Here is a 21,034-nt window from a genome sequence, read left to right as displayed (position 1 = left end):
CGCTCAAGTTTTAGCTCTTTGATACTAGGGGTATTCTGTTGATCTGAGTATTGGTAATGAGTTTAGCTCTTCCTATTAAAGATTCCCCCGTTGTGATTACTGGTGCATCGTCTGGTATTGGCGAAGAACTGGCAAAACAATTTGCAGCACGTGGTTATTCGCTTGTTTTGGTGGCACGACGAGTCGATAAGCTTGAGGCTTTGGCACTGCAGTTAGGTCAAAAATATCAAATTGATGTGATGTTACGGCCGTGTGATCTCGCGGATCGTGAGGCAAGAACTCAATTTCGTCAGGAACTCGAGCAACTGGATGTGGCGATTTTATGTAATAACGCAGGCTTTGCCACCTTTGGCCGATTGCAGGACTTAGATGCTGACCGCGAACGTGAACAGACCGAGTTGAATGTGGTGGCGGTGCAAGATCTGACCTTAGCGGTATTACCCAACATGATTCAGAAAAGACGAGGTGCCATCCTGATTGTCGGTTCTACCTCTGGCCATCAACCGACGCCAGCCAATGCCACTTATGCAGCAAGCAAAGCCTTTGCCAATTCTTTTGCCGAATCACTGCACAGTGAGCTGAGTGGTACAGGGGTGAGCTGTACTTTATTGGCACCTGGACCCACCATCACTGGTTTTAATGCGGTGGCAGGGATCAGCAAGATTGATGGAATCGGGGGCAGTCTGGTTTGGGTGACCGCAGAACGGGTCGCCAAAGAAGCCATTCAAGGCATGGCCTGCAATCGTCGAATTGTGATTCCAGGGTTGATTGCACAGGCACAAACGCTGGGGGGACGTTATACCCCACGCATTATTTTATTGCCGATTTTAAAGCACGTGTTTTCGAGATTAAAAGCATGAGACAGTTGATTCAAGATTTACGCACGCCGATCGCACTCGCCAACTGGGGCAATAAGCTTTATCACAATGCCCAATATTTAACTGCGGTGGTTGAAGTCAATGAGAAGCGAATGGCACGTTGGCTGCCTGCTGGAATGAAGCTGACGAAACCCGCCAGAGCGGATTTGTTTTGTGCCTATTTCCCTGAAAATGTTTATACAGGGGCATATCACGAAGCGGGACTCTTTGTACATATTCAGGTCGGTAATAAAACCGGCATCTTTTGCCCGTGGATGATACTGGATGATGATCGAGCCATGATTATTGGGCGTGAGTTGCTCGGTTATCCGAAAAAAATTGGGGAAATCAGTTGGGATAATGATGGTTCACGGATTATCAGTCAAGCATCACGCCGCGGTGCGGTCCTGGTTGAAATGGAAGCCAAACTGGGTGAGATACTACAGGATGCACCGCCCATTTTAGGATTACCGCATCGTAATATCACAGGTGGTCTGGGGCTGGGTTTACCTAGAGAAGTCCGATTCACTCCGAAAGAGCATGTTGTTGAAGTACGTCGTGTCGAGATGAAATTACGCTTTACCGGAACAGTGAATGATCCTTTGCATGAAATGGGCTTAGGTCATGTGATGGATGCACGCTTACATCGAGTGGATTTATCAGGTGGCTTGATTCCGCCGATTCAGATTCCTCGATTACGTACCCCGTTGTTTTTGCTGCGTCAATTCAATCCACGGGTTTTATAGAGAGTAAATTTAGATTGCAGTAAAGATTTGTTGAGCAATGAAATTAAAAAATGGAATCGAGATCTATCGATCAAAGCATCAGGAACAATGAAAATGGCACAATCAACTTCTACCCATTCACCCTTACAGCAACCGCTACGTTTGGCATGTGGCATTAGTATTCCTAACCGAATTGCAAAGTCAGCCATGAGTGAACAATTGGCTGATCGTTATGGTTCACCTACCACGGACTTACAACAACTCTATGCAGCATGGGCCAGAGGGGGTACTGGTTTATTAATCACTGGCAATGTCATGGTTGATCATCGTGCCTTTGTTGAGCCGAGAAATGTGGTGTTGGAAGATTCTCAATTCTTACAAGCACATAAACTCTGGGCCCAAGCGGCGCAAGCCAATGGCAGCAAGATCATTATGCAAATCAACCATCCAGGGCGGGTTGCGGTGCTGCCTTTATTTAAAAAGCCGATTGCACCTTCAGCAGTAGGTCTAGATTTACCTGCAATGAATCTAATCCGTGTTCCGCGTGCCATGTCTGAAACAGAAATCTTAGAACAAATCCAGCGGTTTGCCAGCACAGCGGCATTGGCGGTGCAGGCAGGCTTTGACGGCGTACAAGTCCATGCTGCACATGGCTATTTGTTATCTCAATTTTTATCGCCTTTGGCCAATACCCGTACCGATCAATGGGGGGGAAACCCAGAAAATCGTCGTCGTATCTTGATTGAAACAGTTCGAGCTGTGCGTCAGGCCATTGGCAAAAATAAAATCCTCAGTGTCAAACTGAATTCTGCCGATTTTCAGAAAGGGGGGCTGAGTCAGGAGGAGTCGCTGCACATTGCTTTGGCATTAGCAGCGGAGGGCATAGATTTATTGGAAGTGTCTGGGGGCAATTATGAATCTCCCGCGCAACTGGGCTATGCCCCTGATCGTCAGGTTCAACGCGATGCTTATTTTCTGGATTATGCCAGCGCATTGCGCCAACAGAGTCAATTGCCACTGATGTTGACTGGTGGATTACGCAATATAGATGTGATGAATCGTTTAGTCAGTGATGGCACGGTGGATGTCGTCGGTTTGGCCCGTCCTTTTGCTTTACAGCCCGATTTAGCCAAACAGCTCTTGGCAGGAAAATCAGTCACAGCGCCTGCAAAAATTCCAGCGGTGGGCTATAAGCCTATCGATGCTTATCTGCAACTGGCTTGGCATGCCGCTCAATTCCGCCGCATTAGTCATGGCCAGAAACCAAAGGCAATTAAAGGTTTGATTAGAACACTTGTGGCATTTGGGCCGCGGATGGGCTTTAACATTTTGACGCAGGATTAATGCTCAAGGTCTTGTGTAGATAAGGAGTTCTTTTATGCGTGGATTCATCAAACAAAACCATCACATTGTTCCTCGACGTCCCGTATTTGATTTTGCAGGAACACCGAGCCACTGGATTTATGACGATCCTTTGGCATCGCAGATCCTTAATGTCATCAATCCCATTACACCAGCACCTGAACGCTGGTTCTGTCAGACTTTTCGAGATGCACTGCCACTAATTCAAGATCAACAATTAAAAGCAGCGGTCATGGCTTTTATCAAGCAGGAAGCGGCGCACAGTTATGGACATACCTTGGGCACGCGACATATTGAGGCCTTGGGGATTGATCTGAGTCAATATAGCAAACTGGTGAACTGGATCTTTCATGACATGCTGGGGCAGAAACCATTCGGTTATGAGCTGCGTCACTCTGCTTTGAAGTTGAGATGGTTACAGACTCGTCTTGCCATGGTTGCCGCTGCGGAACATCTCACGGGCGTATTAGGACATTGGGTACTCAATGCGCAAGGTTTACAACAAGCACCTGTCGATGAGGAAATGCTGCGTCTATTGCAATGGCATGGTGCCGAAGAAGTAGAACATCGTGAAGTCGCCGATGCCATGTTTCGGCATTTAAGCAATAACATGCTGCTGCGAACCGCAACGGCTGCTGTTACTTTTCCTTTATTTATTATATTGGCTTATGTCGCTGTGGAAACCTTGGTTGCAAAAGATCCGCAATTACCACAGCGTTTTCGCTTTAAAGATTACTTGCGTGCTGCCCGACAGGATCGCGTGCCTCGTGTGGGTTATGTCTTGACTGCTTGCTTACGTTATTTAAATCCCAAACACAGCCCATTACATGAAGGGTCAACAGAACAGGCCTTGGCTTATTTAAATCAAATGCCAGTGTTTAAGCAGGCATAAATCACAAGCCTAAGTTGAGTTTTATGCGATGCCTGCCATCATCATTTGAATTGCAGCATCGCTATATTTTTTTAACAGATTGGCATCTTCAGGTGCAGATAAGAACTTAAATGCACCTGCGATAATCATGCCGACAATGGCATGTCCGGTCATTTCGGTATCCAGATCCGCTTTTAAATAACCGCATTTCACCCCATTTTTTAAATAGTCTGCGGTGAGGAGGCCACCGAGGTGCAGCAGGTTATGCACTTGGGCGGTCATTTCTTTATCAATCGAGGTTGCTTCAAGCAAAATCAAACGTACCGCACGTGGGTTGTCCTTGGCAAATTCCTGAAATTTACTGGAAATCCTTTCACATTGGATGCGATAAGCCTCAAGGGTGGATACCGCATCAGGCGCATTTTCATCGGCCAATAAGGCGGTGATTTTGAACATGGTATCGACAATGACTTTATCCAGAATGTCTCTTTTATTCTCAAAATGACGATAGAAAGTACCATGGCCAATACCCAGTCTTTTGGCAATGTCAGAGATCGCAGTTTGATGATAACCGCGTTCAGAAAATTCCAAAAAAGCAGCTTCAATAATTTCTGCTTGTAATTGAATACGTTGGCGTTCAGCACGCGAGAGAGTTGTTTGATCATTCATGGCAAAAATTTTATCAGAACTTCATCGGAAATACGATAAAACAAAATCAACGAAAATTGACACTTCATTCCGTAAATGACATTATGTTCCGGGTTGGTGGTTTTTTGATTAATAAAAGGAACTGGAAATGGGAAAAAAATACAGTTTTTTAAACAAAGTGGTGTTCATTACAGGTGGTGGGCGAGGGATTGGTTTAGCCACAGCCGTTGCCTTTAGAAAACTCGGTGCCAAAGTAGCGATTGGCGATATTGATCTGGAGTTGGCACAACAAGCCGCCACTAAAGTGCAAGGCTTTGGCGGCTATTTAGATGTGCGTTCACAGAACTCTTTTCATGACCTCATTTTGCAGATTGAAAAGCAATTGGGTCCCATAGATATTTTGGTCAATAACGCTGGCATTATGCCAATGGGAGCGATGGTTGAGGAAAGCCAAGCCATCACCGATGCGCAAATTGATATCAACTTGCGTGGGGTGATTCATGGCATGAAAGCGGTATTGCCCAAAATGCTGGCGCGACAAACAGGGCATATCGTTAATGTTGCTTCTCTCGCGGGTAAATATCCAATTCCAGGCGCCAGTATTTATTGTGCGACCAAATTCGCAGTGGTGGGTTTAACCGCATCGATGCAACAAGAGCTGAGAGATACGCCGATTGGCTTATCTGCCGTATTACCATCCAAAGTCTTGACTGAGTTGTCGTCTGGAACAGGTGACAGTTTGCCGATTCCGACGGTAGAACCGCAAGATGTGGCGAATGCGATTATTCAAGCCATCGCACATAATCTAGCTGAAATTGCGGTACCGAATTATTTAACCCATACCCCCAAAGCCTATGGATTGGTGCCGCATTGGCTGAATACCGGATTCCGAAAACTGATTGGGGATGACCGTATTTTAAAAGGCTTGGATCAGAATGATCGCAAAGCATATAGCCAACGTTTAAGCCAATTGGCACAGACAAAATAAGGATTAAAACTCATGGCAAAGATCGAAAAATTTCATGTGGTGATTATTGGGGCTGGCTTTGCAGGGATTGGAGCCGCCATTAAATTACAACAAGCAGGTTTCACGGATTTTGTGGTTTTGGAAAAAGCTGATGAAATTGGCGGTGTCTGGCGTGCCAACACCTATCCGGGGTGTGCTTGTGATGTACCGTCAGCGTTATATTCCTATTCTTTTGCACCGAACCCACAATGGAGTCGGGTGTTTGCGCAGCAACAAGAAATTAAGACTTATATACAAAATGTTGCGCAGCAATTCGATGTGCAAAAGTATGTGCGCTTTGGCTATGAAATGCTGGAAAGTGCTTGGGATGATCAGGCCAAACATTGGGTGGTGAAAACCAATCAAGGTCTCATTCATGCCCGTTTTGCGATTATGGCAGGTGGGCCAATGCATCAACCTGTACTGCCTAAAATTAAAGGTTTAGAAACATTTAAGGGCACCCAGTTCCACTCGGCAGAATGGAATCATGATGTTGACTTAAACGGTAAAAAAGTTGCCGTTGTTGGTGCAGGCGCGTCTGCAATTCAATTTGTACCTGAGATTCAAGCTCAAGTTAAGAAACTCACTTTGCTACAGCGTACCCCACAATGGGTATTGCCAAAAATGGATCAAAGCCTGCCAAAACTTGCTCAGGCACTGTTTAAAGTGCTTCCCATCACTCAGCGTTTGACCCGTTATGGCGTTTATGGCGTGTTCGAATCGTTAAACTCCAGTATGCATCATCCAAAACTGGTCAGCCAGATTGAACGCTTAGCCAAATTGAATATTCGCTTAGGGGTAAAAGATCCTGCGCTAAGAGCAAAACTATTGCCTGACTTTACCATCGGTTGCAAACGGGTATTACAGTCCAATCAATGGTATCCGGCATTGGCAAAGTCGAATGTAGAGGTATTGCGCTGTGGGGTAGCAGAAGTGCGTGGCAATACGCTAATCGCCAGTGATGGATCGCAACATGAGGTCGATGCGATTATTTTTGGCACAGGCTTTGAAGTCAGTAATCCTCCAATTGCCAAACAGATTCGTAATAAACATGGCAAAAGCATGGATGAGGTGTGGCAAGGCAGTGCCCAAGGCTATTTAGGTACAGTAGTTGAAGGCTGCCCCAATGCCTTTGTGATGTTTGGTCCTAATATTGCGGTTAGCTCGTCGGCACTGATTATCATTGAAGCGCAATTGGCTTATATCTTGGATATGTTGAAGAAGGTGCAGGCACAAGAGATTGAAACTGTTGAAATTCGTGCTGAGGTATTGGAGCAATACAATGATGAAATCCAAGCGGCATTAAAAAATACGGTCTGGAACACAGGGGGATGCAGCAGCTACTTTATCGATCGTAATGGGCGTAACAGTACCTTATGGCCGTGGACCACCTTTGAGATGCGTGCTCGTTTAGCGCAATGTGATCTGAATGATTATGTACTTGGTTTTACTGAGTCTGAACCTGAGAAAAAAGCCAGTTAAATGATGACTCGGTGATGCCATTAACAGGAGCACATGATGCAGCAAAAGATGATTGAAACAGGCGTAAAAATGAGTTTGCGACTGAGTTTTAAGCTGGCCAGTGGTTTAGCTTTACCTTTTCCAATCTTGCGTGGCGCAATGGAGATCGGGTCACGCATTTTCAAACCCAGAGCCGATGTTTTCATTCAGCAGATTAAATTAAGAGATGCGCTTGATCAACGCCTCGTTCCAGCCGAAGTTGCAACGCCAGATAGTGATGTGCAAGGGGTATTATTGCATTGTCATGGCGGTGCTTTTTTTGCCGGTTCATCACGAACCCATCGCGCACTTGCTACCGAATTGGCTGCACGAGCCAAGGTCAACGTGTATATGCTGGATTATCGACGGGCGCCTGAACATCCTTATCCTGCGGCATTGGAGGATGTGAGGTCGGTCTATCAACATTTGTTAAGTGATGGCTGGACGCCTGAGCAAATTATTTTGGGTGGAGATTCAGGTGGATGTGCCTTGGCCTTAGCATTCGCGGTGGAATTAAGAGAGGCAGGGCAGATTTTACCTGCTGGGATGATCATGATCTCGCCTTATGTGGATATCACCTTAAGCTCGGCTTCAGTATTTAAAAATGCCAAACGAGATCCGATGATTCGTGCCTATGCTTTAAAACGGGGTGGGGATGGATATCGCGGGCAATTACGATCTAATGATCCACGTATTTCGCCTATTTTTGCTGATTTAAACGCTCTTCCACCGCTATTGATCCAAGCAGGCAGTGAAGAGATTCTCGTGGATGATGCGATTAATCTGGCTGAGCGTGCCCAACAAGCGGGTGTGCAGGTTCATCTGCATGTCTATGAAAATATGTGGCATAACTTTCAGATGTTTAATCGCTTTGTACAAAAATCTGAACAGGCATTAGATGAGATTGGTGATTTTATTCAAGCGATTTTGGCAAAGACATAAGCTTCACGTTCTAGACTTTTGAAACGGTTCATTTTAATTTTTAACATTTATATAAATTGCTGATTGATCTTAAAAATAGGCAGTCGTACAAGTATAAGAAATAAAACATTAGCTCAATTGGTTTATATGCTGCTCTTTTTTGTTCTGGTTGTTCGCCAAGTTTATCTTTGTTTGGTTGGATGAGGTTTTAACAACAGCCATAGCCATTCTTAAAACCCCTGTGATGATTATTGTGTTAAGCCTCCACCCAATACTTTGTATAGCTCAATCTGATTGTTGAGCCGTGCCTGTTCCAGTAATAACAAACTTTGCTCAGCAGCATAATGAGAGCGTTGTGCATCCAAGACACTTAAATAACTATCAATCCCTGCACGAAAGCGGGTATTAGACAGTTTATAGTTCCGATTGGTCGCATCGACTAAGCGTTGTTGTGCAGTAATCCGTTCATCCATATAGGCACGTGTGGCAAGGCTGTCATTGACTTCTCTAAAAGCAGATTGAATGGATTTTTCATAATTCGATAGTGCGATTTGCTGCTCGATTTTTGAAATCTTAAGATTGGCCTGACGGGTGCCCCAGTCAAAGATCGGTAGATCCAGACTCGGGCCAATCGACCAGACTGCATGACCAGATTTAAACAGATCACTGAGTTGAGTCGATGCATAACCCGCTGAGCCTGTTAATCGAATGCTAGGAAATAAGGCCGCTTTGGCAACCGCAATATTGGCACCTGCTTCGTGCAATTGATATTCAGCGAGTTTGAGGTCAGGGCGATGATTCAGTAACTCACTGCTTAAACCTGTGCTTAAAACTGCGTTGGTACTGATGTTTTTAACGGGTTGTTGTGGCAAGAGGTCTACAGGAAGCTGTTGTCCCACCAACAGATTAAGTAAATTTTGTGCCTGCATCACCCGCGTTTGGTAGTTGGCCGCATCATGACGAGCAGTTTCGACCGAGATCTGTGCCTGACGTAAGGGAATTTCGCTGTCAGTGCCCGCATCGAAACGTTTTTGATTGAGCTGATAGGCATTCAATTGTGTCGCAAGCGTTTGTTGGGCAAGTTCCAACTGTGCATGGGCAAAGGCATAATCTAACCATGCTTGGCTGACTTGACTGACCAGACTGATTTGCATGGCATCACGCGCACTCTGAGTCGCCAGATAACGATCCAGTGCCGCATCTTTCAAATTGCGAATCCGTCCCCAAAAATCCAGCTCATAAGCCGTCAAACCGAGGCCGACTTGCAAGCTTGAACTGGGATTATTGGGATCAAGTGTCGGGGAGACTTGGCGAAGCAGATCTGCACGACCAGCAATTACAGGGAACTGATCATTTTTCCTGATCTGATAATATTGCTGTGCGCGCTGAATATTCAGGCTTGCGCTGCGTAAATCACGGTTATGACTGAGGGCTAGTTCAATTACCTGCACCAAACGTGGATCAGCAAGAAACTGCTGATAGCCTTGGGATGCAATGGAACTGCCTTGAATCGAATGATCATAACTGTTCGGAATATCAGCACTGACGATAGGTGGTTGTGGTTTAAAGTTTTGACAGCCATTCAGTGACATGGCCAAAGCTGCCATGATGAGTCCAGTGCTTATCATCGACTTAGATGAATGATGCTGGGAGCTTTTGGTGAAGACTGGATCGTTATTCATGCTTGAGACTCCATCGCATCAATTTTCTGTAGTTCCTGTACACGAGCCGAACTTTGGTTATGTTGACGTGCCAGCAGACTATAAATGGTGGGCAATACAAACAGGGTGAAGAATGTGCCAATCAACATACCGCACACAATCACCAATCCAAGACCAAAACGGCTATGTGCGCCCGCACCTGTGGCAAACAGTAGTGGAATAAGACCAAACACCATCGCCGCCGTGGTCATCAGAATCGGGCGTAAGCGAATTTGTGCCGCTTTAAGGATGGCGGCCTGTTTGTTCAGTCCTTCATGCAGTTGCAACTCATTGGCAAATTCAACCATGAGGATGCCATGCTTACTAATCAAACCGATCAGGGTCACCAAACCAATTTGGGTATAGATATTGACGGTGGCATAACCGAGTGCCAAGGGTATCAAGGCACCGCAAATCGATAGGGGCACGGTAATTAAAATAATGAATGGGTCGACTAGACTTTCATATTGCGCGGCCAAGACCAGATAAATCACCACCAATGCAGCCAAAAATGCAAACAACAGCGTATTGCCTTCCTGCATATACTGACGCGCATCGGCTTGCCAGTCATGGCTGAAACCCGTCGGTAACTCAGCCGTGACTTGTTCAAGGAACGCTAAGGCTTGGCCGAGAGAAACGCCAGGCGCAGGTATGGCTTGGAAGGTTGCGGCATTCTGTTGGTTAAACTGCGTCAGTTTATTCGGCTCGACTTGTTCATTCAGACGGACCACGGTAGATAGTGGAATCAATGTTCCCTGATCAGTGCGTACAAATTGCTGGGTCAACGCTTGTGGGGTCAGACGCTGGCTTTTGATACTTTGAGGAATGACATCATAAGCGCGGCCTAACATACTAAAACGATTGACATAGTTTTCACCTACGAGGGTCGCCAGTGCTTCGCCGATGTCCTGCATACGGATACCCAAGCTATTGGCTTTGGCACGATCGACTTCAATTTTCAGCATTGGATTATTGAAATCCAGATCACTGTCTACCACTACAAACAAGCCACTCTCACGAGCTTTTTGTTTGATATTTTCCATGGTTTGATAAATGGTGGCATAGTCTTGGGCACTACGCAGCACCATTTGTACCGGCAAGCCACCTGTTGAACCGGGCAAAGCTGGATTTTGGAATACAAAAATACTGCTACCTTCTACAGCACCGACCTTGGCTTGCAGTTCCTGTTGAAGTTCATCGGCAGAGCGTGTACGTTCAGCCCACGTGGATAAGGTAGTACCCCCAAAACTGGCTGCTGGGCCATCAGTACCATTAATAATCCAAGTGGTGCTGGTTTCAGGTAGGGTCCAGAACACTTTATCCAACTCATAGTTGAAGTGTTCGGCATAGTTTAAATTGGCATGCTGTGGTGCCTTAATCGCAGTTAGCACACTGGCTTGATCTTCTAATGGTGCCAGTTCCTTTTGTGGGAGTTGATAAAGAAAAGGTAGGCTGGCAAAAACAGCAATGGCAAAGACCACAGTGATCCAACGATGCTGCAATGAAAATTGCAGTAAGCGGTGATAGACATGAGTTAAACGTTCAAAAAACCATTCAGCAGCTTTAGCCATGCGGCCTTCTTCCTGCTTGGATTGCAGCAGATAAGAACTCATCACTGGGGAGAGGGTGAGGGCAATAATCCCTGAGACCAAAACTGCGCCCGCCAAGGTCAGTGCAAATTCCTTAAATAATGAACCTGTTAATCCACCCATCAGACCAATCGGCGCATAGACGGCAGCAAGGGTAATGGTCATGGCAATCACGGGGCCTGCGACTTCACGTGCACCTACCAGTGCGGCGGCAATAGGTGACAAGCCTTCTTCAATATGGCGGTGTACATTTTCCACCACCACAATGGCATCATCCACCACCAGTCCAATTGCCAGTACCATCGCTAATAAGGTCAGTAAGTTGATACTAAAGCCAAAAATCAGCATCAGGCCTAAAGCGCCCAGCATTGAGAGTGGAATTGTCACCACAGGAATCAAGACACTACGAAGTGAACCTAAGCACAGATAGATCACAGCAATGACAATAATCAGGGCTTCGATAAAGGTATGCAGCACTTCATCAATCGAAGCATCAATAAAACGTGCGGTTTCATAAGCCAGATTGGCTTTGACACTCGGCGGTAAGGTTTTCTGTATCTCAGGCAATTTATCCTTGATGCCTTGAACAATCACCAGTGGATTACCTGTTGGAGTGGCCTGTAAACCAATAAAAATTGCGGGTTGCCCGTCCATCGAGGCACTGGTTTCGGTAGATGCTGCACCGAGTTCAACCGTGGCGACATCCTGCAAACGAATCAGGTTCTGCCCATCATTACGGATCACCAGATTTTTAAAGTCTTGAATACTGGTTAGCTCGGTTGACACGTTGACATTGGAAACCACCAATTCACCTTTGATTTGACCGGGGGCGGCTTGGTAGTTGTTTTGACGAATCGCACTGGCGACATCGGCAGCGGTCACGCCACGACTGGCCAAACGGTCTGCATCCAACCAGATCCGCATCGCGAGGCGTTGGCTACCATAGGTTTGAACTTTTGCCACGCCTTCAATGGTGGATAGCATCGGTTCAACCACCCGTGATAGGTATTCGGTCAACTCGGGCATAGACAGTTGTTCACTGGAAAAGCCGATATAAGCCACGTCGGTCGATTCGCCTGAGGAGCGTTCAATCACAGGGTCAAATGCCTGTTCTGGCAATTTATAGCGAACTTGGTTGACCTTGGCCATGACTTCGGTCAGGGCTTGAGTGGAGTCTCGATTGAGTTGCATGCGCAGGGTGATGACACTGCGGCCTTGTACTGAGGACGAACTGAGGTAATCAATACCTTCAACCGAAGAGACCGCTTGTGCAATCGGTTGCGTGACAAAACCTTGCATCAGTTCAGCTGATGCACCCGGATATTCAGTGCTGATGCTAATGGTTGAACTTTCTAATAAGGGATACTGGCGAATCGGCAGTTTATTCAGTGAGAATAGACCTGCCAATAAAATCAGGGTACTGACCACCAGAGCCAGTACAGGGCGTTTTACAAAAAGATCGGTAAATTTCATCTGAGTGTCTCCCTAAAGCTTGGCTTTGGCTTGGGACGATGAAGTTTGCTCTAGGCTATTCACCGTTGGTTCGATTTGCATGCCATCACTGAGTCGAACTTGACCTGAAACCACCACTTGGTCACCTGCTTTAACACCAGATTGCACTTCGACCCAACCTTGATGACGTTCGCCGAGTTCGACCGCAACCCGTTGTACCGTTTGTTTTTGTGGCTCATGTTTCACTAGAAAAACAGTGTTGCCATAGGCGGTATAGGTGATCGCTGTTTCAGGGATGACCAAACTGGGTAGATTGGCTTCCTGTATCTCTATTTTTGCGTACATGCCTGGTTTTAACTGTTGATGTTGATTATTGAGCAGTGCCTGTCCGGTCATGGTTCTGGATTTACTCACCATCGGATCAATCGCATTCACCACCGCAGAGAAGCTTTTTTCAGGAAAGGCATCTATTTTCAGTTGAACGGCTTGGCCTGTTTTTAAGCGTGCCGCCAGTTGTTCATCCAGTGTGAAATTGGCAAGCAGTTGCTGTGTATCGACCAGATTGGCAATACTGCTACCTGCTTCAAGGTATTGCCCTTGATGCACTTGGCGAATCCCGATCACCCCAGAGAAGGGTGCACGAATAGATTTCTGTTCAATCAGTGCTTGCAGTTGCTGGATTTCAGCGCGGGTCATATCTCGGTCGGCCAAGGCCGTATCCATTTCTGCGCGTGAAATCGCATTACTATCAATCAGTTGTTTGGTGCGGTGATAGGCCATTTCCGCCTGTTTTAACTTGGCTTGTAGCCGCCCTAAATTGCCTTGCTCGACATTGGTTTTGAGTTGAACCAGTAATTGTCCCTTTTTGACGGATTGTCCTGACTGAAAATAAATCTGTTCAATCACGCCTGTCGTTTCCGCAGAGACTTGAACTTGCCGTACTGCTTCCAACTCGCCAATACTGGAGAGAATACGCGGTGTGACTTGTTGTTTGACTGTTGTCAGCGCGACTTTGACGGGTGGATAACTGTAGCTGGAGGCATTCTCTGTGGAGCGGGATTTAAAATAAACATAAGCGGCTACAGCAATGACAATTAAAATACTGATAATCAGCAAAATACGCAGTTTGGTTTTCATGCGATCACTCCAACATCTTGCAGCTGTTGACGAAAATGGCTGGCAATAGCCGTACCGATTAAGCCACCAATCACCGAAATGTGTTCAAGTGCAAAATACAGCGCAATTTGTGCTTGTCCCCCAGACAGGTTCCAAAAGGTATGTACCAATACAATCGTAATTACTAAAAAAACAGACAGCAGTGCAGCACCCAACCAAAGGTAGCGATCAAACAAAATACTGTATGCACCCACAAGTAAGACCAGTGCCGAGGCATAATTAAACAGCCATGTAGGCTCTAAACCTGCAGCTTGCATTTCCTGAAAGCCAGTATCGACATCCAGCACTTTGCTGAGACCTGAGCTAAAAAATAACAGTGCCAGACAACACCGGCTAATGATCCATAACCATTGACTTTCTAAACTTGATTTAATGAAGTACGGCATAGGCGTATTTCCTGAGTAGATTCAGACTGACTGCTGAAAAACATTAAAAATGAATTGCTTAATTGCATTTGATAATGCAGTGCCAAGCAGTCTAAAACCTCAAGTTATATTGAGGTCAATGGGGTGAACTCGAAAATTAAAGTATGGAAAAAGGCATTTTTAGCAGGAGCGTCAGCACAATTTCTGTCGATGCTTCTGCATTTTTTATGAGGCTGGATTTAAGCAAATGGCTTGTTTTGACTCATGCTACAAGGCTTTAAATTGACAAATCGTGTTGCCATACACTATAAAACCTAAAGTAATATTGAGATATTGAACCATGACACTCGAACGAAAAATTGATATCAATCGGATGCTGACGGTTGGGGAAGTGGCTAAACGAAGTGGTGTCGCGGTTTCCACCCTACATTTTTATGAATCCAAAGGATTGATTAAAAGTATTCGAACCAATGGCAATCAACGTCGTTATCCTTTGGCTGTGCTGCGCTATATCGGAATTATTAAGGTTGCGCAAAAAGTGGGCATTTCATTGGAGGAGATTAAAAAAGCGTTGAGTGTTTACCCGATAGGCAGCAAGTTAACGGCGGAGCAGTGGGCAGAATTATCCACTTGTTGGCGTAAAGATTTGGATGAGCGAATCCAGAAGCTGACTCGTTTAAGAGATGAAATGGATTGGTGTATTGGCTGTGGTTGTTTATCTTTGGAACAATGCCGTTTGCGTAATCCAGAAGATATCCTGGCAGAGCAGGGCTCAGGTCCGCGTATTTTAGAGCGCGAGGATGATTCAATAATAGAATTTTAAGTAATTGAAAAATAAAAATTATAAATAGAATTTAAGCTTGGCTCCATTTAAGACTTTCAAGCTGCTTTTGTGTTGCGCGTTGTCGTGCTTGAAAAAATGCAAGTACGCTATTTATGTATATTTCTTGATCTATCAATCAAATGATTAATGACAGCCATCGAGGCTTGAGCCAATTTTTACCTGAAATCAAATAAATATTAAGCAATTGTGAATTCTGTATTTATTTTTGTATTGATATTGATAATAATAATGATTCTTATTTAATTAATTGCAGCATTATGAACAATCAGCTTAAACAATCTGCTTTAAATATTGCGATAAAATCGATTCTGATTTTCGGGGCATTTTCACATAACACTTGGGCGCAAGAACAGGGCGCAAGCGTACTCCCAACCATTAAAGTTGCAGCCGAGGATGAAAAAACGGAAGGTAGCGAAAGCTTTCAAGCGAAATCATCTCGCACATCCTCCAAGCTAAAACTTTCCTTAAAAGAAACACCACAATCCGTCAGTGTCATTACGCGGGAACAGATTGAGCAACGTAATCTCAATATTATTGATGATGTGCTTGCGGCCACGCCAGGGGTCACCGTGACTAAAAATGATAGTGAACGCTCAAACTATTCTGCGCGGGGGTATGCGATTAGCAACCGTCAAATTGATGGCATGCCAATTGGAGAGAATAGCCCGCGTGTTGATAGTTTTTTCTTTGACCGTATTGAAGTCGTGAAGGGGGCAACAGGTTTAACAGGATCTACGGGAAATCCATCTGCTACCATCAATATGATTCGTAAACGGCCTGCAAAAGAACTGACTGGCTCGGTTGCCACCTCATTTAGTCGCTGGAATACCATTCGCAATGAGGCTGATGTTTCAATTCCTTTGACGGCTGATGGCAGTGTGCGCAGCCGTGTGATGGCCGCACGTCGAGAGGGAGAATCCTATATGGATTATTACTCTCTGGAAACCTTGGCGGCGATGGCAATGGTTGAAGCTGATATCACGGACAAATTAACAGGCAGTATTGGTTTTCAATATCAAGACAACCAACCACGTGGTTCAACGTGGGGAACTGTACCATACTGGAATCAAGATGGCTCGCTGGCCAATTTACCGCGCAATTTCAGCTTGGCCAATCGCTGGAATACCATTAGCCAAAGTGACAAAACCGTATTTGCTGATTTGACCTATAAATTTGAGAATGACTGGATGATCAAGGCGGCAGCCTCACATTCATTGTCCAAAAGTTTCTGGTTGATGTCTTATGGCGGTTCTGGTTTTCCTAACCAAAATGATGGAACAGGCGTTGGGGTTTGGTCAACAGTATATCCAACATCTGAATCTAAAAAGACCAGCTTAGAGTTGTTCGCCAGTGGGCCGTTTAAATTATTTAATCGTGAGCATGAATTGGTGATTGGTGGAAATGGCTTTGATCGTTCTACAGATAGTCCGGGTGGATTCATTGATGGTATTGCCAGTAATCAATTGACCTGTACCAAGAAAGTGGATGGGGTAACGCTACCTTCTAATAATATTGGTGATACCTGTGTGATCAATGATTGGCGTACATGGAATGGTAATGCAACGCCAAAACCAGGCTACACGGTTATTCCTTCGACTAAAGATGCGAAACAACGTAATTATGGTGCATACAGTACCTTAAAGCTAAACCTAACAGATGATCTAAAATTGATTGTCGGGGGACGTTATAGTGATTATTCGGCAACGAATGGTACCAAGAGTGATGTGAAAACCGATGCTTTCACACCTTACTTTGGTACCACTTACGCGATTAACGATATTGTCACTGCTTATGCCAGTTATACCGATATGTTTAATCCAAGCAGCCAGAAAGACCGCAATAACAGTTTCCTAGATCCTGAAACAGGTAAAAGCTATGAGGCGGGTTTAAAAGCCAGTTTATTGGATGACCAACTTTTGGCAACCGCTGCTGCATTCTGGTCGAAAAAGGAGAATGTTGCAGTTCGTGATGAAGAGGCGATTGCAGCGGGTATCAAAACCGATGATGGCGGTGATCCAATGAAAGCTTCGGGTGAAGGCCTAAAAATTGAAGGCTTTGAGCTGGAAGCGATTGGACGGATTACACCGACGTGGAATATTACGGCGGGTTATACCTATGTGAACAGTATTAGTTCAGAAACTGTGAAGGCTTCAACAACCCTTCCTCAGAATCAAGTCAAAATCTACACCAATTTCAAACTCCCTGAACAGCTCTGGGACGGCGCAAATAAGTTCAATATTGGCTTTGGTGTGAATTGGCAAAGTGAGGTCGTAAGTAAGTCGAGCAGTGCACCTAAAAACTCTGATGGTTATGTGCGACAAGATGCTTACTTCTTGGCGAGTGCCAATATGGGCTATACCTTTAACGAATCATTCAGTGCAAACCTACAAGTGAATAACTTATTTGATGAAAAATATTATCAACAGGTCGGTTTCTACAATGGTGTTTATTGGGGTGAACCACGGAATGTAACTTTATCGCTACGTGCCAAATTTTAAGCAACAGAAAATAAACTTTTAATCGTGAATAAAGGCCTAACCATCAGAATAGGCTTTTATTCAAAAGATTTTTGAGATGCTATAGGTGCAAGTTGCAGCAACGCTTATTATAAAAATAGCTAAAGTGAATCAAAGTATTTTAAGTAAAAAACAATCTAACTCAAAAGTATAAATTTAATCGCCCTGATTCAGTAATATAAAGCGAACAAAAATGTGACGTAAATTGTCATAAATAGACGGTTCTGTATGGACATTAAAACGATATTTTGAGTAAAATGCGCTAAATTCAAACAGATAATCTATAAAAAAAGATGGCGAATAATATCTTTCAAGCTTTAGAAAGCTTGGGCCTGACAGCACAAAAACGTGCGATTCACGCTCAATTTTCAAACACATCTTTAAATAATCAAGTTTTCTTACAGCGTATTGAGGGTCTGCATCAGCTCAATCATGGCCTTGACCTACAATTACTCTGTCTTTCGACCAATGCAGTCATTCCTTTAAAAAGCTTTATTGGCAGTCAGGTAGCCATTGATATTGTGACCGATAAAGCAGAGTTGACGCGTATCTCAGGGATTATTACCCAAGCTGATATCGGCGCCAGTGACGGTTCGCTGACTATTTATCGTTTAGGTGTACAAGACCCGACCGCCTTGTGGAAGCAGCGTCGTAACAGCCGTGTTTTTATGGCGAAATCTGTTGTGGATGTTGTGCAGACTATTTTTTCTGAATGGCAGCAACGGAGCCCTTTATTTGCTTCCAGTCTAACTCTCGATAAAAGCGGACTTACTAAGGACTACGACGTCAGGCCGTTCATCATGCAACATAATGAACGAGATTTTGACTTTATTCAAAGGCTTTTGGCTTCGGAAGGCATTAGTACTTTAATTGATGAAGCACAGCTGAAAGTATCCAGTTCCAGTGAACAGATTCAGCCGCAGAAACTCAGACTCATCGATGACAATAATCAATATAAAGCCCTAGAGCGCCGTCATATCCGCTTTCATCGCAGCAGTGCAACCGAAACACAGGACAGCATTACGGCATTTGTGGCACAGCGTTCTCTGCAACCAAGTGCGGTACATGTACAGCGTTGGCAAGCCGATGCCTTAGAACAAGAAGAAGGGGCAGGTAGTGTTCAGAGTAAACATCAGCATAGCGATCTACATGATAACCAACAGCTTGCATTAGAACAGGCGTGGCATTTTTCCCCTGCTTGGATTCAGGATTTAAAGGGGGAGGATGGCGCCACCAAATCGGGCAATGCTCAAATTGAAAAACTGAATCAGAACTTAAGCCAGTATCATGATTCACAGGCCAAGCAGTTTATTGCGACATCGACTGTTCGCGATACCCCAGTGGGCTATTGGTTTGAACTGAATGAACACCCTGAAATTGATCAGCATGATGGCGCAGACAAAGAGTTTCTGATCAGCTCAAAAACGTTCTATAACCAAAATAACCTACCTAAAGATTTAACGGATCAAGTCGCAGCTTTGCTTCAACAAAGCAATTGGCAAAGCAGTCCTTTTCAGCATGCGGTCTCTGATGAACGTCAAGCCAATCAACTGACATTGCAACGACGTAATATTGGGCTGGTTCCTGAGTATAACCCGTTACAACATCGACCTGTGACACATCCACAACGTGCCAAAGTGGTGGGGCCAAGCGGTGACGAAATTTATGTGGATGAATGGGGCCGGATTAAAGTTCGCTTCCTGTTTACCCGAGCCGATGACCACAGTCATGATAGTGGTGCAGGTGCCAATGACAATGATACTGACTCTGCATGGCTGGATGTATTAACGCCGTGGGCAGGTGAAGGCTACGGTGCACGATTCTTACCGAGGATTGGTGAAATCGTGGTGATTGATTTCTTTGATGGTGATATTGATCGACCTTTTGTGGTTGGGCGGATTCATGAAGCACAGCGTAGCCCGACCAAGTTTGACCATGTAGGTAAGTTGCCTGATACCAAAAAACTGGCAGGGATCAAATCCAAAGAATACCAAGGTGACGGTTTTAACCAGCTACGTTTTGATGACACCACGGGACAAATTAGTGCGCAACTACAAAGCAGTCATGCCGCCACTCAATTGAATCTGGGTAAACTCAGCCATCCTAAGGCTGCGGCTGAGAGTGAAGATCGGGGTGAGGGTTTTGAGCTACGGACCGATCAATGGGGTGCAGTGCGTGCAGGCAATGGTTTACTGCTCAGTACTCAAAAGCAGGATCAGGCGCAAGGAGAGCATCTCGATGCAGAACCTGCCAAGCAACAGCTAGAAGGCAATCAAAACAATGCCAAGGCTTTAAGTGAAGTCGCCAAAAATCAGCAAACTGATGAAATTGAGTCTTTAGAACAGTTAAAAGAATTTGCAGAACAGATTGAAGCAAAGATTGCCAAATTTAATAAAGCGTTGTTGTTACTTCATTCGCCAGCAGGCATTGGTCTAAGCAGCAATGAGGATATTCATGTGTCTGCAGATGGACAAATCAACCAGATTGCAGGCGATAGTATTAACCTAAGTACGCAAAAAAATCTGATTGGCCATGCTCAAAATCGAATTAGCCTGTTTGCTGCTCAGAATGGGATTAAGCAGGTGGCTGCCAAAGGCAAGTTTGAGGTTCAGGCACAGTCAGATGGACTGGACTTGCTCGCCAAACAAGGCATCCAGATCATTTCCACTGAAAGTCAAATTCAGATTAGCAGTCCGAAAGAAATTGTGATTACCGCAGGCGGTTCTCAAATCAAGCTGAATGGCTCAGGTATTTTTCCTGTGACGGGAGGCAAGTTTGAGGTGAAGGCGGGGCAGCATTTGTTTATGAGCGGCTCAAGTGTTAGTACTCAATCCAGTTTGCCACCACCACCAAAGCGCGGACAAGGGGTACTGGAATTGCTGCACGATTACAAACATGGCGAGTTTGTGAAACAGGGTGGCTATCAGGTTATTGATTCACTGGGTCAGCAGTTTTCTGGTCAATTGGATGATAAAGGTTTTGTTCGGGTTTCTGGGCTGGCAACGGGTGCAGCTAAAGTTGTATTTGAAGATGATAAACGTGATCCGTGGGCGGAATCCAGTGACTTTAAACGCCCGCCAATGTGGCCAAATGAAAATGACCCTGATGCGCAAACCTTATTGGGCAAAGCAGAAACAGGTCTTAAAAATGCGGTTAGCAGCGCCAAGAATGCTTTAGGTCAATCCTTTACCAGTCCTTCTTCCGTGTTAAAAACGCTTGAGACTGCAAAGCAGTTGAAGGAGGGTGGAGCAAAGGCTTTATTGCCAATGCTACAGCAGGGGGTTCAGTCTAACCTGACAGAACAAGCAAATAAGCTATTGGCTGATCAGGTCAAGGACAACCCATGGGCGCAAAAAGTGATGAAAAATATGGGCAGTCCTTTGGACAGTCTATCCCAGTTCAAAAATCCATTGCGTGCGCAACAAAACCTAATGGCAAGCGATAAAAAAACCAAAGATCCGTTCGATCTAACGCGTTTTGATTTTAAAAATTAAGCTTTGAG

General features: G+C 45.0%; 15 protein-coding genes. 10 read left to right on the top strand and 5 right to left on the bottom strand.

Going from position 1 to position 21,034, the window contains the following annotated elements:
- Window positions 1-56 precede the first annotated feature (56 nt).
- From NDN13_RS09255 to NDN13_RS09240, 4 genes are all read left to right on the top strand, one after another.
- Entirely contained in the window at window positions 57-860 is an 804-nt protein-coding gene (locus tag NDN13_RS09255; protein WP_251118028.1) for an SDR family NAD(P)-dependent oxidoreductase, read from the top strand.
- Window positions 857-1,603 carry an acetoacetate decarboxylase family protein gene (locus tag NDN13_RS09250; protein ID WP_251118027.1) on the top strand — a complete coding sequence of 249 codons (747 nt, stop codon included), beginning with the start codon at window positions 857-859 and terminating at the stop codon, window positions 1,601-1,603. The genes NDN13_RS09255 and NDN13_RS09250 overlap by 4 nt, the downstream gene beginning before the upstream one ends.
- A gap of 93 nt (window positions 1,604-1,696) precedes the next feature.
- Complete coding sequence (locus tag NDN13_RS09245) at window positions 1,697-2,926, top strand: NADH:flavin oxidoreductase/NADH oxidase family protein (protein WP_251118026.1); 1,230 nt, start codon at window positions 1,697-1,699, stop codon at window positions 2,924-2,926.
- A gap of 34 nt (window positions 2,927-2,960) precedes the next feature.
- Window positions 2,961-3,836, top strand: coding sequence for a metal-dependent hydrolase (locus tag NDN13_RS09240; RefSeq protein ID WP_251118025.1), 876 nt, complete (start codon window positions 2,961-2,963; stop codon window positions 3,834-3,836).
- Between the two features lie 21 nt (window positions 3,837-3,857).
- On the opposite strand, the gene NDN13_RS09235 is transcribed toward NDN13_RS09240, so the two are convergent.
- Window positions 3,858-4,484, bottom strand: coding sequence for a TetR/AcrR family transcriptional regulator (locus tag NDN13_RS09235; protein ID WP_004805327.1), 627 nt, complete (start codon window positions 4,482-4,484; stop codon window positions 3,858-3,860).
- Between the two features lie 127 nt (window positions 4,485-4,611).
- Here NDN13_RS09235 and NDN13_RS09230 point away from each other — a divergent pair, with 127 nt between their 5' ends.
- The 3 genes from NDN13_RS09230 to NDN13_RS09220 are packed head-to-tail and all read left to right on the top strand — an operon-like array spanning window position 4,612 to window position 7,911.
- Entirely contained in the window at window positions 4,612-5,451 is an 840-nt protein-coding gene (locus NDN13_RS09230; protein ID WP_251118024.1) for an SDR family oxidoreductase, read from the top strand.
- Window positions 5,452-5,463: 12 nt separating this feature from the next.
- Complete coding sequence (locus NDN13_RS09225) at window positions 5,464-6,951, top strand: flavin-containing monooxygenase (protein WP_251118023.1); 1,488 nt, start codon at window positions 5,464-5,466, stop codon at window positions 6,949-6,951.
- Window positions 6,952-6,987: 36 nt separating this feature from the next.
- The gene (locus NDN13_RS09220; protein ID WP_251118208.1) at window positions 6,988-7,911 is read left to right on the top strand and encodes an alpha/beta hydrolase; all 924 of its coding nucleotides are present in this window, start codon (window positions 6,988-6,990) and stop codon (window positions 7,909-7,911) included.
- 227 nt (window positions 7,912-8,138) lie between these two features.
- Here the strand turns inward: NDN13_RS09220 and adeC are convergent, their stop codons facing one another.
- The 4 genes from adeC to NDN13_RS09200 are packed head-to-tail and all read right to left on the bottom strand — an operon-like array spanning window position 8,139 to window position 14,193.
- Window positions 8,139-9,572, bottom strand: coding sequence for an AdeC/AdeK/OprM family multidrug efflux complex outer membrane factor (adeC, locus tag NDN13_RS09215; protein WP_285292185.1), 1,434 nt, complete (start codon window positions 9,570-9,572; stop codon window positions 8,139-8,141).
- The gene (locus tag NDN13_RS09210) at window positions 9,569-12,652 is read right to left on the bottom strand and encodes a MexW/MexI family multidrug efflux RND transporter permease subunit (RefSeq protein WP_251118022.1); all 3,084 of its coding nucleotides are present in this window, start codon (window positions 12,650-12,652) and stop codon (window positions 9,569-9,571) included. Before NDN13_RS09210 ends, adeC begins: the two co-directional genes overlap by 4 nt.
- A gap of 12 nt (window positions 12,653-12,664) precedes the next feature.
- Window positions 12,665-13,768, bottom strand: a complete 1,104-nt coding sequence (locus NDN13_RS09205) for an efflux RND transporter periplasmic adaptor subunit (protein ID WP_251118021.1) — start codon at window positions 13,766-13,768, stop codon at window positions 12,665-12,667.
- Window positions 13,765-14,193 carry a DoxX family protein gene (locus NDN13_RS09200; protein WP_251118020.1) on the bottom strand — a complete coding sequence of 143 codons (429 nt, stop codon included), beginning with the start codon at window positions 14,191-14,193 and terminating at the stop codon, window positions 13,765-13,767. The genes NDN13_RS09205 and NDN13_RS09200 overlap by 4 nt, the downstream gene beginning before the upstream one ends.
- Window positions 14,194-14,512: 319 nt before the next feature.
- Here NDN13_RS09200 and soxR point away from each other — a divergent pair, with 319 nt between their 5' ends.
- The 3 genes from soxR to NDN13_RS09185 all read left to right on the top strand — a co-directional run bounded on the left by soxR (window position 14,513) and on the right by NDN13_RS09185 (window position 21,026).
- Window positions 14,513-14,995 carry a redox-sensitive transcriptional activator SoxR gene (soxR, locus tag NDN13_RS09195; RefSeq protein WP_005205283.1) on the top strand — a complete coding sequence of 161 codons (483 nt, stop codon included), beginning with the start codon at window positions 14,513-14,515 and terminating at the stop codon, window positions 14,993-14,995.
- 278 nt (window positions 14,996-15,273) lie between these two features.
- Window positions 15,274-17,514 carry a TonB-dependent siderophore receptor gene (locus tag NDN13_RS09190; protein WP_251118019.1) on the top strand — a complete coding sequence of 747 codons (2,241 nt, stop codon included), beginning with the start codon at window positions 15,274-15,276 and terminating at the stop codon, window positions 17,512-17,514.
- Between the two features lie 311 nt (window positions 17,515-17,825).
- Window positions 17,826-21,026 carry a type VI secretion system Vgr family protein gene (locus tag NDN13_RS09185; protein WP_251118018.1) on the top strand — a complete coding sequence of 1,067 codons (3,201 nt, stop codon included), beginning with the start codon at window positions 17,826-17,828 and terminating at the stop codon, window positions 21,024-21,026.
- Window positions 21,027-21,034: the final 8 nt, after the last annotated feature.

The organism is Acinetobacter sp. C32I, from assembly GCF_023702715.1.
Classification (GTDB): Bacteria; Pseudomonadota; Gammaproteobacteria; order Pseudomonadales; family Moraxellaceae; genus Acinetobacter.
The sequence above is the reverse complement of the archived record's forward strand: the minus strand, read 5'-3'. Positions and strand labels throughout refer to the sequence as shown.

Excerpts from the sequence above, each read along its gene's own strand:
- soxR (WP_005205283.1), top strand. The coding sequence starts at position 14,513 with ATGACACTCGAACGAAAAATTGATATCAATCGGATGCTGACGGTTGGG.
- NDN13_RS09230 (WP_251118024.1), top strand. The coding sequence starts at position 4,612 with ATGGGAAAAAAATACAGTTTTTTAAACAAAGTGGTGTTCATTACAGGT.
- adeC (WP_285292185.1), bottom strand. The coding sequence starts at position 9,572 with ATGAATAACGATCCAGTCTTCACCAAAAGCTCCCAGCATCATTCATCT.
- NDN13_RS09205 (WP_251118021.1), bottom strand. The coding sequence starts at position 13,768 with ATGAAAACCAAACTGCGTATTTTGCTGATTATCAGTATTTTAATTGTC.
- NDN13_RS09190 (WP_251118019.1), top strand. The coding sequence starts at position 15,274 with ATGAACAATCAGCTTAAACAATCTGCTTTAAATATTGCGATAAAATCG.
- NDN13_RS09250 (WP_251118027.1), top strand. The coding sequence starts at position 857 with ATGAGACAGTTGATTCAAGATTTACGCACGCCGATCGCACTCGCCAAC.
- NDN13_RS09210 (WP_251118022.1), bottom strand. The coding sequence starts at position 12,652 with ATGAAATTTACCGATCTTTTTGTAAAACGCCCTGTACTGGCTCTGGTG.
- NDN13_RS09200 (WP_251118020.1), bottom strand. The coding sequence starts at position 14,193 with ATGCCGTACTTCATTAAATCAAGTTTAGAAAGTCAATGGTTATGGATC.
- NDN13_RS09185 (WP_251118018.1), top strand. The coding sequence starts at position 17,826 with ATGGCGAATAATATCTTTCAAGCTTTAGAAAGCTTGGGCCTGACAGCA.
- NDN13_RS09240 (WP_251118025.1), top strand. The coding sequence starts at position 2,961 with ATGCGTGGATTCATCAAACAAAACCATCACATTGTTCCTCGACGTCCC.
- NDN13_RS09255 (WP_251118028.1), top strand. The coding sequence starts at position 57 with ATGAGTTTAGCTCTTCCTATTAAAGATTCCCCCGTTGTGATTACTGGT.
- NDN13_RS09220 (WP_251118208.1), top strand. The coding sequence starts at position 6,988 with ATGCAGCAAAAGATGATTGAAACAGGCGTAAAAATGAGTTTGCGACTG.
- NDN13_RS09245 (WP_251118026.1), top strand. The coding sequence starts at position 1,697 with ATGGCACAATCAACTTCTACCCATTCACCCTTACAGCAACCGCTACGT.
- NDN13_RS09235 (WP_004805327.1), bottom strand. The coding sequence starts at position 4,484 with ATGAATGATCAAACAACTCTCTCGCGTGCTGAACGCCAACGTATTCAA.
- NDN13_RS09225 (WP_251118023.1), top strand. The coding sequence starts at position 5,464 with ATGGCAAAGATCGAAAAATTTCATGTGGTGATTATTGGGGCTGGCTTT.